Origin of the sequence: Streptomyces sp. rh34 (assembly GCF_002551245.1) — a bacterium.
Lineage (GTDB): Bacteria > Actinomycetota > Actinomycetes > Streptomycetales > Streptomycetaceae > Streptomyces.
Map to the genome: position 1 here is coordinate 18801 of NZ_NTGZ01000056.1, position 14370 is coordinate 33170.

Genomic DNA, 14370 nt, shown 5'->3' on the forward strand with positions numbered 1-14370 from the left:
CCCGGGCGCCCGGCCAGGGCGGGCGCTGGCAGGAGAAGGCTCGCCGACAGGGCGATCCGGCTCCGCGGCGGGACGGGCACCGGCCCTCTGAACGACCGTGGTCCGCCCCGTCCACGCTGACGGCGGTCCGCTTCCCCCGCGCCATTGCTGCGAGCGCCGCACCGGCCGGCCGGCCCGCTCCGGGCCGACCGCTCACCCACTGACCGAAGGAACTCCCATGCGTGCCTGGTTCGAGAACCTCTCCGACACCTTGATCGACCGCCTGGTCCCGAAGACCGAGGCTGCCGCCGCCACCCAGTGCTGGACCGAGGAGGTCTGCCAGCAGGGCCCCCTCCAGCTGTGCGGCGCCACCGGCCGCTGGGGCTACTTCATCTACCGGGTGTGCGCCGACGGCAGCCGCACCTTCCAGGGCGTCCGCTGCGCCCGCTGCAACGGCTGACCTGCCCCCGGAACCACCCCTCACTCACCGAGACGAAAGGATCTCCATGCGCGACTGGACCCGGAACCTGTCCGATGCGCTGGTCGACCGCCTCGTTCCCCGGGCGGAGGCGGCTGCCGCCGTCGAGTGCTGGACCGAGGAAGTGTGCAACTCGACGATGGTCCCGATGTGCCACCACACCGGTTTCAGGGCGATCTTCACCTCTCGGGTCTGTTCCGACGGAACCCGGGTGTACCTGGGTAAACGCTGCGCCACCTGCTGACGGCATCACCCCTGGGAGGCGACCTGACGGTGGCCTCCCAGGGACAGTGCCCCAGGTGCGTGCCGCTTTCGGGTCACGGACCCGGGAGCGGCACGCACCACGCCCCGTCGGCGCTGCGGGACGGACTCCGTCCGCCGTCCGGGCACCCGCCATCGAACGCGCCCGTTCCCACGGCACCCCCGGCTGAACCGACTCGCTCCGCACCGACCGTGCCGCTTTGTCGCCGCCCGTCGCGGCCGCCCCCCTCCGAAAGGACCCCGTCGTGGAACTCGTCGTCTGGGCGGTCCGTGGCTGTCTGCTGCTGGTGTTCACGCGCTCCGTCCTCGGCAAGGTACGGAACCCGGCCGCCTTCGCGGAGTTCACCAGGACCGTGCGAGCCCTGCGACTCCCCGTACCGTTGCCCGCCCGCCCCCTCGCCGCGCTGGTGGTGACCGCCGAGGCCGTCCTCGTACCCGTCTTCGCCCTGCCCGGCCTCCTCGCTCCGCCGCCCGTACTCGTCGCCGGGCTTGCCATCGCCACCGTACTGCTCGCCGCTTTCACCGCGCTGGCCGTCGCCGCCGCCCGTAGTGGCCGTCGGACGCCCTGCCACTGTTTCGGCCGTACGACGACTCCGCTCGGCGCGGTACATGCCGTACGCAACTCCATCCTGCTGGCCGTGGCGGTCACCGGCCTCGTGGCCACGGCCGTCCGCGGCCCGGATGCGGGCGACCCGGTGGCGGTGCTGACCGGCTCCCTCGCGGGCGCGGTCCTCGGCCTGCTCGTCACGGCCCTCGACGACCTCGCCGCGCTCTTCCGTCCCCTGCCCCGAAAGGAAACCGCCCCGTGAGTCCGCTCGCCGCCGCCGTCCTCGCCGTCGGAGCCCTGGCCATGGTCGACCTCGTACTCACCGTCGGAGTCGTCCGACGGCTGCGGGACCACTCCGACCTGCTGCGACGGACATCGGTACCCGCCGTCGGGATGCCCGGAGGCATGTCCGGGATCGCGCCCGTCGGCACCCCCGTACCCTCCTTCACCGCCGGCCCGCCTGACAGCCCCGTCACCGACCGGGATCTCACCGACGGAACCCTCGTCGCGTTCTTCTCGCCCACCTGCGAGCCCTGCCGCGACAAGCTGCCCGGCTTCGTCGCCCGGTACGCGGACCGGCCCGAGGAGGCCCGGCAGGTGCTCGCCGTCGTCGTCGACGACTCACACGGAGCACGGGACCCGCACGAATCGGGCGCGTCCGGCGAGGACGCCGGATCGATGGCCGCCGCTCTGTCCGCCGTGGTGCCGACCGTCCAGGAACCCCATGACGGTCCTGTGACCACGGCGTTCGCCGCCAAGGCATTTCCCAGCTGTGTACGGGTGGGGCACAGCCCCGACGGCGGTCTCGTGGTGACGGAAGTCGGCCGGTGGCCCCATACCCCCGTCGCCGCCCGATGACCGCCCCCGCTCCCGCCCGCGCCGCCCGGCCCGGTGACGAGCCCGGCCACTCCCCGCTCCGTGCCGTCCTGGTCGCCGCGGTCCGCCTGGCCCGCCGGGCGGCGCCCGCCACCCTGACGGGCTGGCTGCTGCTCACGGTGGCCGCGTCCGCCGCCCCGGTCGCCGCCGCCTGGACCCTCAAGACCGTGATCGACCGCCTGGTCACCGGCCCCTTCACCGGCGGCTCCCTCACCGGCCCGGTTCTGCTGCTGGTCGGATGCGGTGTCGCCCTGGCCGTCGTCCCTCAGTTCCTCCAGTATCTGCGGGCCCAGCTCGGCCGGGCGGTCGGGTTGCGCGCCCAGATCGAACTGCACACCGCCGTCGACCGGTTCACGGGCATCGGCCCCTACGAGAACCCGCGCTTCCTGGACCGGCTGCGCATGGCCCGTCAGTACGGCGGCTCCGCGCCGGTCGACGCGGTCGGCAGCGTCATCGGCACCGTCGGCGCGGTGGTGACCCTCACCGGATTCCTCGGCGCGCTCACCCTGCTGGGCCCCTGGATGGCGGCAGCCGTCCTGACCTCCGGCGTCCTCGTCCTCGGCGCCGAGATCGCGCTCAGCCGCCGACGGGCCGCCCTCGTCTGGTCGGTGGGCCCGGTGGAGCGTCGGGAGCTGTTCTACAGCGCACTGCTGACCGACCTGCGGGCCGCGAAGGAGATCCGGCTCTTCGGCCTGGGGCGGTTCCTCGGTGACCGGATGGTCGCGGAGCGCCGCACCTCGGATGCGGCGAGACGGGGCATGGACCGTCAGGAGCTGGCCGTCCAGGCGGGACTCGCGCTGCTCTCCGCCCTGGTCGCGGGGGCCGGACTGCTGTGGGCGGTCTCGGCGGCCCGCTCGGGACAGATCACCGTCGGCGGGGTGACCGTCCTGGTCACCGCCCTGCCCGCGGTCCAGGCGGCGCTGGCCGGACTCGCCGTCGAACTAGCCACGGGCCACCACGCCCTCCTGATGTTCCGTCACTTCCTCACCGTGACCGACGCCGAGCCCGACCTGCCCGTGCCCGCCCGGCCCCGTCCCGTACCGCCGCTGCGCCACTCGGTGGAGTTCCGCGATGTGTGGTTCCGTTACGGGGCGGACCAGCCCTGGGTGCTCCGGGGCGTCGACCTGGTCCTGCCCGCCGGACAGGCCGTGGGCCTCGTCGGTCTGAACGGCGCCGGGAAGTCCACGCTGGTGAAGCTGGTGTGCCGGTTCTACGATCCCGTCCGGGGACAGATCCTCTGGGACGGCGTCGACCTGCGCGAACTGTGCCCGCGTGAGCTGCGCCGCCGGATGGGGGCCACATTCCAGGACTTCATGGAGTACGACCTGACCGCCCGCGAGAACATCGTCCTCGGCGACCTCACCGCACTCCGGGACCGCGACCGGGTGGAGGAGGCCGCCCGCGTCGCGGGAATCCACGACCGGCTGACCGGCCTGCCCCACGGCTATGACACCCTGCTGAGCCGGATCTTCTTCAGCGAGCGGGACAAGGACGACGCCACGACCGGCGTCGTCCTTTCCGGCGGCCAGTGGCAGCGGCTCGCCCTCGCCCGCTCCCTGATCCGGGACGACGCCGACCTCCTCGTCCTCGACGAGCCCGGCTCCGGTCTCGACCCCGAGGCGGAGTACGAGATCCACCGCCGGCTGCGACGTCACCGGGCGGGCCGGGCGGGGCTGCTCATCTCCCACCGCCTCAACACCCTGCGCGACGCGGACCTGATCGTGGTCCTGGAGGACGGCCGGATCGTCGAACGGGGACCGCACGCCGATCTGATGCGCCGGTCCGGGGTGTACGCCCGGTTGTTCACCCTCCAGGCCAGCGGGTACGCGCCCGCCGCCGGTGAGCACGGCGCGGGGTCTTCCGTACCCGCCCCGCCCGCCCGTGCCGCCGATGCCCGGCCGGAGCCGCCCGCCGACGTGGTGGCGGGAGCCTCCCGGAGCGGGGGCCCTCCGTGATCGTGCGCCTCGCCCGCCGTCTGCTGCGGACCCGCCTGCTGGCCGTCACCGTCACCGGCCCGAGCATGGAGCCCGCCCTCCGCGACGGGGACCGCGTCCTGGTACGCCGCCGCCCGCGTCGGGTGGCCCGGGGAGATGTCGTCGTCCTCGAACCGCCTTCCGACGCGCGTGATGAGGGGCTCACGCACGAGGGCCTGATCATCAAACGGATCGCCGCCGGACCCGGCGATCCGGTCCCCGCGCTCATGGCCGAGCGGCTGGACGTCCCCCCTGGCTCGATCGTGCCGCCCGGCCACTACCTGGTCCTGGGCGACAACCAGCCCGTGAGCATCGACTCCCGCCGCTTCGGCTACGTCCCCCGCACTCTGCTGACCGGCAGGGTGATACGCCCCCTGCCTCGACACACCCCTGCCGTTCCGGCGGATCCTCCCGTCCTGGAGGTGACTCCGGTGATGGATGTGGGGTGGCCCCCGCCCCCTTCCCGGGCTTGACGATGGCGGTGGCTGTTTCGGGAGGGCAGTACCGACAGCCCTTAGGGTGCGCCCGGCCGGTCCGACACGCGGCGGACCGCTTCCAGGGCCTCGCGCACGCTCGCCTCGATGTCCGTGATCGGGTACAGCACTTCGCGGATCGTCCGCTCCCGGTCCACCACCAGCGTCAGCCGCTTGAGCCTGCTCACGCCCGCGGCCCGGAACGTCGGCAGCCGCAGCGCCGCCGTCAGCGTCAGGTCCGCGTCCGAGAGCAACGGGAAACGCAGCCCCTCCTTCTCCGCGAACGCGCGCTGCTCGTCCGGGCGTTGCGTGGACACCCCGTGCACGGTCGTGCCCGCCGCCAGGAACGCGGCCGACTGGTCGCGGTACGTGCACGATTCGAGGGTGCAGCCACTCGCCCCCGGGATCCCCGCCCAGCCCGGCGGGTAGGCGTCGCCGCGGGCGTAGGCGCCGGGGAAGCAGTACAGGACGGTGTACGGGGTGGCGGCGACCGGGTCGCGGGGCTCTCCGTCGTCCCCGGTCAGCACCAGCTCCGGCAGCCGCGTTCCCTTCAGGGCCCGCACCCGGTCCGCCTCCCGCGAGGCCTCGGCCGTCGTCGCCATCGTCTCCCCTTCCCCCAGGACCCAGGTGTCGCCCCAGTCCTGGAGCGCGATCAGCACGGGCAGGAGCGCCCGGCCACGCGGGGTGAGCCGGTACTCGTGCCGGACCGGGCGGTCCTGATACGGCTCCCGCGCCAGCACCCCCGCGTCGACCAGCAGCCGAAGCCGCTCGGTCAGCACCTTGCGCGATACGCCCAACTCCTGCTGGAGCGCGTCGAACCGGTGCACGCCGCGCGCGGTGTCCCGCACGATCAGCAGCGTCCACCAGTCGCCCACGACGTCGAGGGCCTGGGCGATCGAACAGTCGGCGTCGGCCAGGCTGGTGCGCTGAGGCATGGTCGTTCCTCCGGTTGTGGCCGCTGTCCACCCCGCCCGCCCCGCCGGGGTCTTTCGGTTGACCCCGATGGAATCATGCTGCCATAGTCCGTTCCCATAAGGAACGCACTGGTGATCGCATGGGGGTGGCGGGGATGGGCATGGTGCGCGGCGTACCGCGGACGGTACGGCTGCTGGCGCTCGGGGCGTTCCTCAACGCCGTCGTCAGCTTCACCTTCGTCTACCTCTTCGTGTACCTCGTCGGGCCGCGCGGTCTGAGCGTCACCCAGGCCGGAGTGATCAGCGGCGTCGGCGGCGTCGGCCTGGTCGCGGGGAACTTCACCGGCGGCTGGTTCGGCGACCGTCTCGGCCATCGCCGCGCCCTGCTGACCGGCGCCTGCGTCAGCGGCGCCGCGCTCGTCGTCCTGCCCGCCCTCCCGGTCGTCGCCCTGTACGCGGTGCTCCCGGTCGCCCAGTACGCCGCGGGCGTCGTCCGCGCCGCCAACGCGGCCCTCGTCGCGGTCTCCGTCCCCGAGGGCGGAAACCGCCGCCAGAGCTTCGCCCTCTTCCGCTTCGCCGCCAACGGGGGCTTCGCCATCGGCCCGCCGCTCGGCGCCCTGGTCGCCACCCGGTTCTCGTACGACTGGCTCTTCATCGCCGACGGCGTCGGCACCCTGCTCTTCGCCGTCTACGCCGCCCGGATCCTGCCCGCCCGGGGCAGCGCCCACTCCGTGCGCGCCCACGACCCGGACGCCCCGGGCCTCTGGCGCGAACTGCGGGCCAGGCCCGCCGTCCTGGTGCTGCTCGCCGCGATCGTCGTGATCGACCTCGTCTACCGGCAGCAGTACTCGACCCTGCCGGTCTTCCTCGCCGACCACGGCCACTCCACCCAGCTCTACGGCTGGCTGCTCGCCATCAACGGCGGCGTCATCCTCTGCCTCGAACTGCCCGCCGCCCACGTTCTGCGCCGGCGCGCCCCGCTCGGCCTCGTCGGCGTCGGGCTCCTGCTCGTCGGGCTCGCGTACGCCGTCCTGATCCCCGGCGCGGGGGTGATCTTCGCTGTCACCATGATGCTCTCGCTGACCCTCGGCGAGATCCTCTACAAGACCCCCGCCACCGCCTACGTCGCCGACCAGGCCCCCAGCCACGCCCAGGGCCGCTTCCAGAGCCTGTACGCCGGTGCCTCGATCAGCGGCCAGGTGCTCGCCCCGCCGCTGGGCGCCGCACTGTACGCGGCCGCTCCCGCCCTGCTCTGGCCGCTGTGCGCGCTGCTCGCGGTGGGTGCGGGGGGAGCGGTGCTGGCGGCGCGGCGACTGCCCGTACCGGGGGAGCGTGCACGGGCGGCGGGGGAGAGGCCGCACGCTGAGACCGGTTCGCCCGAGCGGGCCCCGGCCGGTTAGGTTGCTGTTCATGACCGACACGACTTCCCAGGGTTCAGCCCGCACCACCGGCGCCGTCGCCGCCGGCCTCGCCACCGTCGCCGGTGACGGCACCGTCCTCGACACCTGGTTCCCCGCCCCCGAGCTGACCTCCGACCCCGGCCCGGCCGGTACGACGCGCCTCAGCCCGGACGAGGCGGTCAACCGGCTCGGCGAGGGCGCCGCCAAGGCCCTCGGCGTGGACGCCCGGCGCGGCGTCGAGGTCGTCGCCGTGTCCACGGTCATCTCCTCGCTCGACGACAAGCCGCTCGACGCGCACGACGCCTACCTGCGCCTGCACCTGCTCTCGCACCGGCTCGTCCGGCCGCACGGCCAGAACCTCGACGGGCTCTTCGGGCTCCTCGCCAACGTCGCCTGGACCTCGCTCGGCCCGGTCGCCGTCGACGACCTGGAGCGCGTGCGGCTCAACGCCCGCGCCGAGGGCCTGCACCTCCAGGTCACCTCGGTCGACAAGTTCCCCCGGATGACGGACTACGTCGCCCCCAAGGGCGTACGCATCGCCGACGCCGACCGCGTCCGGCTCGGCGCGCACCTCGCCGCCGGGACCACCGTCATGCACGAGGGCTTCGTCAACTTCAACGCGGGCACCCTCGGCACCTCCATGGTCGAGGGCCGCATCTCCGCGGGCGTCGTCGTCGGCGACGGCTCGGACATCGGCGGCGGCGCGTCCACCATGGGCACCCTCTCCGGCGGCGGCACGGAGCGCATCGTCATCGGCGAGCGCTGCCTGGTCGGCGCGGAGGCGGGCGTCGGGATCGCGCTCGGCGACGAGTGCGTCGTCGAGGCCGGCCTCTACGTCACCGCCGGCACGCGGGTCACGCTGCCGGACGGACAGGTCGTCAAGGCCCGCGAGCTGTCCGGCGCCTCCAACATCCTCTTCCGCCGCAACTCGGTCACCGGCACCGTCGAGGCCCGCCCGAACAACGCGGTGTGGGGCGGCCTCAACGAGGTCCTGCACGCCCACAACTGACCTGTTCGCCAGGCCGCGAGGAGATCAGGCCGCGAGGAGTTCCTCGTACGCCGCACGCAGCCCGTCGGTCGCCCCGCGCCCGGCGGGCTGCAGCGGTTCGCGGACCGGCCCGGCGTCCAGCAGTGCCTTCGCGGTGACGGTGCCGGGGAGGCCGCTCGCCATCATCAGCTCGGTGAGGCGCGCCGTGAGCCCGTTGAGCCGGGCCGCCTCGTCGGTGCGGCCCGCGTCGAACGCGTCCAGCGGAGCCCGTACCTGGCGCGGGGCCACGTTCGCGACCGTGCTGACGTACCCCGCGCCGCCCACCGCGTACAACGGCAGGTTCAGCTCCTCGCAGCCCGAGTAGTACGCCAGCGAGGTGCGGGTCATCACCTTCGTCGAGCCGAGCAGGTCGTAGGAGCAGTCCTTCACCGCCACCACGCGCGGGTGCTCAGCCAGCCGCAGCAGGGTCTCCGGCTCGATCCGCACTCCGGCGCGGCCGGGAATGTCGTACAGCATCAGCGGCAGGCCGGTGGAGTCCGCGACCCGCAGGAAGTACGCCTCGACGGCCGCCTGCGGCGGGCGGCTGTAGTACGGGCTCACCACCAGCAGCCCGTCCGCGCCCGCCTCCTCGGCCTCCCGCGCCAGGCGCAGGGTGTGCGCGGTGTCCGGCCCCCCGACGCCGGAGAGCAGCGGCACCCCGTCGCCGACCTCCGCCCGGACGGCTCGCAGCAGAGCGGACTTCTCGGCGTCCGTCGTCGTGGGGGACTCGCCCGTGGTGCCGCTGAGGACGATCCCGTCGCAGCCCTCCGCCACCAGGCGCGCGGCCTGCGCACGGGCGGCGTCGGGGTCCAGGGCCCCGGTCGCGGTGAAGGGCGTGATCATGGCGCAGAGTGCGCGGCCGAAGGGACGCGGTGCGGTGGCGGTCATGTCCGAAGTGTCGGCTCCCGGAACCCTGTAGGTCCACTTAGATCTTCTTCGGGTGACCGGCAAGAGATGCTGAAGAGTCCGGTAGGGCGGAGACTGCTTCCGACACCGCTTCTGACATGATCGAGCACACGGACGACAGGCCGCGCGGCGACGGGTCGTGGCGAGAGGTGGGGGCATGGGCATGGGTGTGCGCGTACGGGTGCGGAGACGGGCCTCCGCCGTGCTGCTGGCGGCGGCGCTGACCGCCCTGACCGGCTGCTCAGGCTTCCTCGTCCCGGCCGGCGAGGGCGAAGAACCGGACCCCGCCCCGTCCGCCTCCACGCCCCGCTCCGGCATCGTCCGCGCCGAGACGCTGCCCCCGACCCCCGCGCCCGCCTACGGCGACACGGCACAGCCCGCCCCGACCTCCGCCCCGCCGGGGAAGTGCCCCGCCTCCGGGGCCGTGGTGGACATGGGCCCGGTGGAGACCGGGATGATGCACCGGGCCGTCGTGCTCACCCTCACCAACTGCGGCCGAGAGCCCTACCCCGTCGACGGCTACCCCGCGATACGCGCCCTGGGCGAGGACGGCCGCCCCCTCCCCGTCAAGGTCAACGAGGACGGCTCGTACTTCGGCAGCGACCCGGGCCCGAAGAAGCTTCTGCTGGACCCCGGCCGCACCGTCAAGTCGATCCTCGCCTGGGTCTCCACCCCCGAGGGCGGCGACCTCATCGAGGGCGACGCCCTGGAGATCTCCGCCGCCCCCGGTCTCCCGGCGCGGGTCTTCCCGCTGGAGGGCCACGACATCCGGCTGATGGACGAACTCAACACGACGGCCTGGCGCACCCAACTCGGCACCTGAGGCGAGGCCGTCAGCGGTCCGGCGCGGAAGCCCGGGCACGCGGACCGGCCGGGAGGGGCGGGCGGCGGCGTCAGCGGGCCGGCGCGGTTCCGGCCGTGGGGACGGTATGGGTGACCCAGTCCGTGCCGGGCGGCCCCTCCGGCAGGACGTGCAGCAGGAAGGCAGGGGGCTCGTCGGGGTAGCCCGGCACGCCCTCCCGCAGCACCAGTCCGCTCTGCCGGTACGTACTCGGCGCGACGGCCACCGTGCTGCCCGCGAAGGACGCCGTGACCGGGCGGTGCACATGGCCCGCCAGCACCCGCACGACCCGGGGGTGCGCGGCGACCACCTCCGCCAGCGCGGGGCCGTCCGCCAGGCGCATCGCGTCCAGGAACGGAATGCCGACCGGAACCGGCGGATGGTGCAGACAGACGAGGGCCGGTGCGCCGGGGCGTCGGGAGAGTTCCCGGTCCAGCCGGGACAGCTGCTCGGCCCCCAGCCGCCCGCCCGGCGCACCGGCCACCCGGGAGTCCAGGACCACGACGGTGAACGCCGGGTGCTCCACCGCGTACGACGTCAGCGTCCCCCCGCCCAGGAAGCGCGTCCCGCCGAACGTGCCCACGAGAGCCTCCGGCGCGTCGTGGTTGCCCGTCACCAGATGCAGGGGGAGCGGGAACGCGCCGACCTCCTCGCGCAGGGCCGCGTACGCGCCCGGCTCCCCGCCCTCGGTGAGATCGCCGGTGATCACGACACAGTCCGGCAACGGGTCCAGGGCGAGCACCCGGCGCAGGGCGGCCCGCAACCCGGCGGCGGGGGCCGCCGCCCGGGGACCGGTCGTGAGGTGCGGGTCGCTCAGGTGTGCCACGGAGAGGGTCATGTCCACGGTCCTTCCCCGGCCGCCTTCGCCCGCACCCGAGGCCGCTCACGCCGTGGGCGAACGGGGCGCTGACGCCGCCCGGCACAACGGTCTTGACCTCAAGCGGACTTGAGGAGTCACCGTGGTGGTCACGACGCACCGACCGGCGCGCGTGACGAAGGGACCACCGCCATGACCACACACCTCACCGACCGACCGGACCCGGCCCGCGCCGACGCCCGGATCGCCAAGGCCAGCACCTGGAACGTGGGTACACCGCGGCGGCAGCGAGAGGCCGTCGACGCCATTCGGAAGGCCTGGGAGAGCCGGGAATGGCCGCACCCCGGGCTGCTCTCCTACAGCGTCTACGCCGGAGAGGACGGCGCGACCCTGCTGCACTACTCCCAGTGGACCGGCGAACAGGCCTACCAGGACTTCGTGCGGCAGGGGCGCGACGTCCGCAACGCCGAGATCGACGCCGCCGTCCCCGGCATCGAACGCCTCGGACTGCACACGTACGAGCTGTACCGCTCCGGCCTCCGGGCCGAGGGCGACACCCGGGAGACCGGCTGCCTCGTCATCGTGGACGTCGAGTTCGACGGGCCCGACCCGGCCCGCCAACGCGACTGGGTGGACGCGGTGTTCGAGGCGCTCGGCGAAGAGGCCGAGCTGCCCCCCGGCGGCATCGCCGCGCACTTCCACGTCAGCACCGACGGCACCCGGGTCCTCAACTACGCCGAGTGGGAGAGCGCCGAGCACCACATCGCGGCCCTCGCCGCGCCCGGAGAGGGCATCGGCTCCCCGTCCCCGCACTGGAAACGCGTCCGGAACTACCCGGGCATGACCGGCGGCGGTGTGCACCGCTACACCCCCGTGCTCAGCCTGGAGCCGGGCGCGGGCGTACAGGGAGCGCGGGCGGGCGGTATGTGGTGAAGCGGCGGGCGGCACGCGGCGCATTGCGTCTAGGCTTGGGCGGCTGAACCGCGTACGCACTCCGTATGCCCCGAGCACGCACCGAGGAGAACCCCCGATGTCCGCAGAGCGCCCCTCCCTGCCGCCGGTGCGGCTGAACTCCGAGGCCGAACTGGCACGGGACGCGCTCGCCGCTCCGTTGTTCGTCCGCGCCGTCAAGCTCGCCCGGTGGGCGGGACCGGACACCCGGGTCGGCGCGGGCGGCGAGCTCGTCGAGGACCAGCTGCCCGCCGCCGCCGAGCACCTCGGCCTCCCGGCCGACGAGGACGGTGCCGCGTACGCCAGCGAGGCCTGGCGGCTCGCCGTGGACACCGGCCTCCTCGACGTCACCGACCCCGAGGAGGGCGAGGGCGAGGGCGACGAGGGCACGGACGGCGAGGCCGAGGGCACCGTCACCACGGGCGAGAACCTGGCCCTCCTCACCGGCGGCTCCCCGCAGGACGTCCTGGACATCTGGCTCGACGGCCTGGACGCCGTGCACGCCGACGCCACCGCGCCCGTCCTGGACGACTTCGCGGACCTCGTCGGTGAGGACGGCTCGATCGACTTCGACGCCCTGGACTGGGACCCGGAGGCCGAGGCGGAGTTCCTCGACGGCGTCCTCGGCAACCTCTACCTGCTCACCCTCGCGGACAACGGCGCGGGCGAAGGGCCGGTCCCACTGCCCGCCCTCGCCGCCTCGATGATCGTCCCCGACGACATGGGCGAGCCGACCGACGACATCCTGGAACAGGTCTCCGAGGCGATGATGCGCCTCGACGACCAGTTCCGGCTCCTCGAACCCATCGGGATCGTCGAATACCGCCCGGTCGACGAGGCGTTGCTGGTCGAGGAGGGCGAAGCCGCGGACGCCTCCGCCGCCGGGGCCGACGACGAGGACGTCACCCGGTACGGCATGGTCAAGCTCACCCCCCTCGGCCTGTACGGCGTCCGGGCCCGGATGCTGGAGACCGGGATGGACGCCCCCGCCGTCGGCGACCTCGCGGGCAAGGGCGCCGACGCCCTCCTCGACGGCATCGCCCACTACCCGGAGTCCGCCGCCCGCGCCGAGGTCAAGCTCTGGCTCGCGGGGTACGGCGCGGAGGGCGCGGTGTCCGCCGCGGCCGAGCTGCTGGCCGCCGCCCGCGGCACGGACGAGGGCGCGCCGCTGCGCCGCCTCCACTGCCAGCAGGCCCTCGCCCTGGTCGGCCCCGAGGCGGAGCCCGCCGTACGCGCGGTGCTCGGCGACCCCGAGCTGGGCGGCCTGGCCCGCGTCTGGCTCGCGGAGCGCGGCGCGGCCGACGTGCCCGTCCCGCCGGAGAACATGATCTTCTGGCTGGCCATCGACACCATCGCCGCCCAGCTGGACGCGGACGGCGAGCTGGACGAACTCCAGGGCCTGGTCGAGGGGCTCTCCGCGCAGCACAGCGGCTTCTTCGACGAGGTCTGGCGCGTCGACCACCCGGCCACCGCCGATGTGCTGGAGGCCATGGGCCGGCTGCACAGCGACAAGAAGGCCGCCAAGAACGCCCGCAAGGCGGCGTTCAAGGCCCGCTCGCGCGCGGGCGGTTGAGGGCCTGAACTCCGGGTTCCTCAGGAGCCCCCCATCGGCGTAGCCGTGTGGTTGTACGCCCGTATCGCCTTCGTGCCGATGCGGGCGTACCAGCCGGACCCGTCCGCGGCGAGGTCCCGTACGTCGGCGACCCCCCAACTCCGCTGCACCGCACCCCGGTTCACGTCCAGGGCCCGGCACAGCTCACCCGTCGCCGCGTACACCGTGCCCCCGGCCACCGCCGGCGGCACCTGACCGACTCCGCCGAGCGTGGCCGCCCAGCGCTCCTCGCCGCTGCGGAGGTCGAGACACTGGAGGACCCCCGCCCGCGCCCAGTGGAGCAGTGATCCGCCGGTCGTCACCGGGGCCCGGACGCCGCCCGTGCCCGCGGGCCAACTGGTGTCCAACCCCACCGTCCCCGCCGACCAGAGCATCCGGCCGGTGGCGGGCGCGTAGGCGTGGACCCGGCCCCCGGTGGTCAGCAGCACCGTGGAGCCGACCGCGGCCAGCGCACTGGATCCGGAACTCGGCCCGCCCTTCAGCGCGGCGGTGGCCAGGCGGCCGCCGTCGCGCGCCCGGAGGAAGTGCAGGGCGCCGCCGACGCCGAGCAGGACGAAACAGCCCGCACCCGGGGCCGCCGCCAGAGTGGCCACCGCACCCTCGAACTCCTCGTACGTCCAACGGAGTTCACCACTGACCGCGTCGACGCACCGGATGTTGTCACCGTCCTCGTCGGCCAGCAGCACCGACCGGTCCAGCACGGCGGGCGGCCGGGCCTCCGCCGCGCCCCCGGTCCAGCGTTGCGCACCGGTGCGCAGGTCCACGGCGTTCAGCGTCGGTGCGTCGCCGTCCGCCGCGAAACCGGAGACCAGCACCCCGGAGGCGACGGCGAACCACAACGGGACCGGGCGCTCCGTGGGCGTGCCGAGTGGTTCGCCCGTCGCCAGATCGAGGACGCCCAGGCCCACATCGGCCGCAGCCAGCACGGCACCGGACACCCCCCACTGCGCGGGGGCGTTCTCCTCGGCGCCGGCCAGCCACCGGCGCCCGGCGTCGCGGACCCGCCGCGCGGAGACGTATCCGCTGCTGCCGCCGCCCCCGACCTCGGGTACGGCCACGCCGTGCACCAGCAGCGAACTCCCGGCCGACCGCAGCGCGTCCACGGTGGTGCCGTCGAACGCGGGGGTCAGGGTCCAGCGCGGGGCGCCCTGCCGGGAGTTTCCCGGCCGGATCCTCAAGGGGTCCTCGACCCGCTCCTTCCGCCCGCCCGCCCCACCGCCCCGGACGAGGGCGTACGTCACGAGCGAGGCGAGCCCGCCGCCTCCGGCCAGCAGCAGACCGCGCCGGGCGAGCTCCCCGCGCCGCGCCGCCGGGC

General features: G+C 74.2%; 15 protein-coding genes. 11 read left to right on the plus strand and 4 right to left on the minus strand.

The window, feature by feature from the left end; all coding sequences use genetic code 11:
- The first annotated feature begins 217 nt into the window (after nucleotides 1–217).
- From CR470_RS13565 to CR470_RS13590, 6 genes are all read left to right on the plus strand, one after another.
- On the plus strand, nucleotides 218–439 hold the full coding sequence (locus tag CR470_RS13565) for a hypothetical protein (protein WP_097867849.1): 222 nt from the start codon (nucleotides 218–220) through the stop codon (nucleotides 437–439).
- Nucleotides 440–485: 46 nt separating this feature from the next.
- Nucleotides 486–701: a hypothetical protein gene (locus CR470_RS13570; protein ID WP_097867850.1), complete on the plus strand. Its 216-nt coding sequence runs from the start codon at nucleotides 486–488 to the stop codon at nucleotides 699–701.
- 262 nt (nucleotides 702–963) lie between these two features.
- Entirely contained in the window at nucleotides 964–1527 is a 564-nt protein-coding gene (locus CR470_RS13575; protein WP_179892243.1) for a MauE/DoxX family redox-associated membrane protein, read from the plus strand.
- Entirely contained in the window at nucleotides 1524–2123 is a 600-nt protein-coding gene (locus CR470_RS13580; protein ID WP_097867852.1) for a redoxin domain-containing protein, read from the plus strand. Before CR470_RS13575 ends, CR470_RS13580 begins: the two co-directional genes overlap by 4 nt.
- Entirely contained in the window at nucleotides 2120–4096 is a 1977-nt protein-coding gene (locus CR470_RS13585; RefSeq protein WP_097867853.1) for an ABC transporter ATP-binding protein, read from the plus strand. The genes CR470_RS13580 and CR470_RS13585 overlap by 4 nt, the downstream gene beginning before the upstream one ends.
- Complete coding sequence (locus CR470_RS13590; RefSeq protein ID WP_097867854.1) at nucleotides 4093–4587, plus strand: S26 family signal peptidase; 495 nt, start codon at nucleotides 4093–4095, stop codon at nucleotides 4585–4587. The genes CR470_RS13585 and CR470_RS13590 overlap by 4 nt, the downstream gene beginning before the upstream one ends.
- A 41-nt stretch (nucleotides 4588–4628) precedes the next feature.
- On the opposite strand, the gene CR470_RS13595 is transcribed toward CR470_RS13590, so the two are convergent.
- Nucleotides 4629–5522 carry a winged helix-turn-helix transcriptional regulator gene (locus CR470_RS13595; protein ID WP_097867855.1) on the minus strand — a complete coding sequence of 298 codons (894 nt, stop codon included), beginning with the start codon at nucleotides 5520–5522 and terminating at the stop codon, nucleotides 4629–4631.
- Between the two features lie 134 nt (nucleotides 5523–5656).
- Here CR470_RS13595 and CR470_RS13600 point away from each other — a divergent pair, with 134 nt between their 5' ends.
- Both CR470_RS13600 and dapD read left to right on the plus strand, forming a co-directional pair.
- Nucleotides 5657–6901, plus strand: coding sequence for an MFS transporter (locus CR470_RS13600; protein WP_097867856.1), 1245 nt, complete (start codon nucleotides 5657–5659; stop codon nucleotides 6899–6901).
- A gap of 10 nt (nucleotides 6902–6911) precedes the next feature.
- Entirely contained in the window at nucleotides 6912–7910 is a 999-nt protein-coding gene (gene dapD, locus CR470_RS13605) for a 2,3,4,5-tetrahydropyridine-2,6-dicarboxylate N-succinyltransferase (protein ID WP_097867861.1), read from the plus strand.
- A gap of 24 nt (nucleotides 7911–7934) precedes the next feature.
- On the opposite strand, the gene CR470_RS13610 is transcribed toward dapD, so the two are convergent.
- Nucleotides 7935–8816 carry a 4-hydroxy-tetrahydrodipicolinate synthase family protein gene (locus tag CR470_RS13610; protein WP_097867857.1) on the minus strand — a complete coding sequence of 294 codons (882 nt, stop codon included), beginning with the start codon at nucleotides 8814–8816 and terminating at the stop codon, nucleotides 7935–7937.
- Between the two features lie 181 nt (nucleotides 8817–8997).
- Here CR470_RS13610 and CR470_RS13615 point away from each other — a divergent pair, with 181 nt between their 5' ends.
- Nucleotides 8998–9657, plus strand: a complete 660-nt coding sequence (locus CR470_RS13615) for a DUF4232 domain-containing protein (RefSeq protein ID WP_097867862.1) — start codon at nucleotides 8998–9000, stop codon at nucleotides 9655–9657.
- A 70-nt stretch (nucleotides 9658–9727) separates the two neighbouring features.
- On the opposite strand, the gene CR470_RS13620 is transcribed toward CR470_RS13615, so the two are convergent.
- A complete protein-coding gene (locus CR470_RS13620; protein ID WP_097867858.1) occupies nucleotides 9728–10513 on the minus strand; it encodes a phosphodiesterase in 786 nt (261 codons plus the stop codon).
- A 171-nt stretch (nucleotides 10514–10684) separates the two neighbouring features.
- Here CR470_RS13620 and CR470_RS13625 point away from each other — a divergent pair, with 171 nt between their 5' ends.
- Nucleotides 10685–11425 carry an antibiotic biosynthesis monooxygenase gene (locus tag CR470_RS13625; protein WP_097867859.1) on the plus strand — a complete coding sequence of 247 codons (741 nt, stop codon included), beginning with the start codon at nucleotides 10685–10687 and terminating at the stop codon, nucleotides 11423–11425.
- A 97-nt stretch (nucleotides 11426–11522) separates the two neighbouring features.
- On the plus strand, nucleotides 11523–13016 hold the full coding sequence (locus CR470_RS13630) for a hypothetical protein (RefSeq protein WP_097867860.1): 1494 nt from the start codon (nucleotides 11523–11525) through the stop codon (nucleotides 13014–13016).
- Between the two features lie 20 nt (nucleotides 13017–13036).
- Here the strand turns inward: CR470_RS13630 and CR470_RS13635 are convergent.
- Nucleotides 13037–14370, minus strand: a 1334-nt coding sequence (locus tag CR470_RS13635; protein WP_179892244.1) for an outer membrane protein assembly factor BamB family protein, incomplete at its 5' end; no start/stop codon positions are given.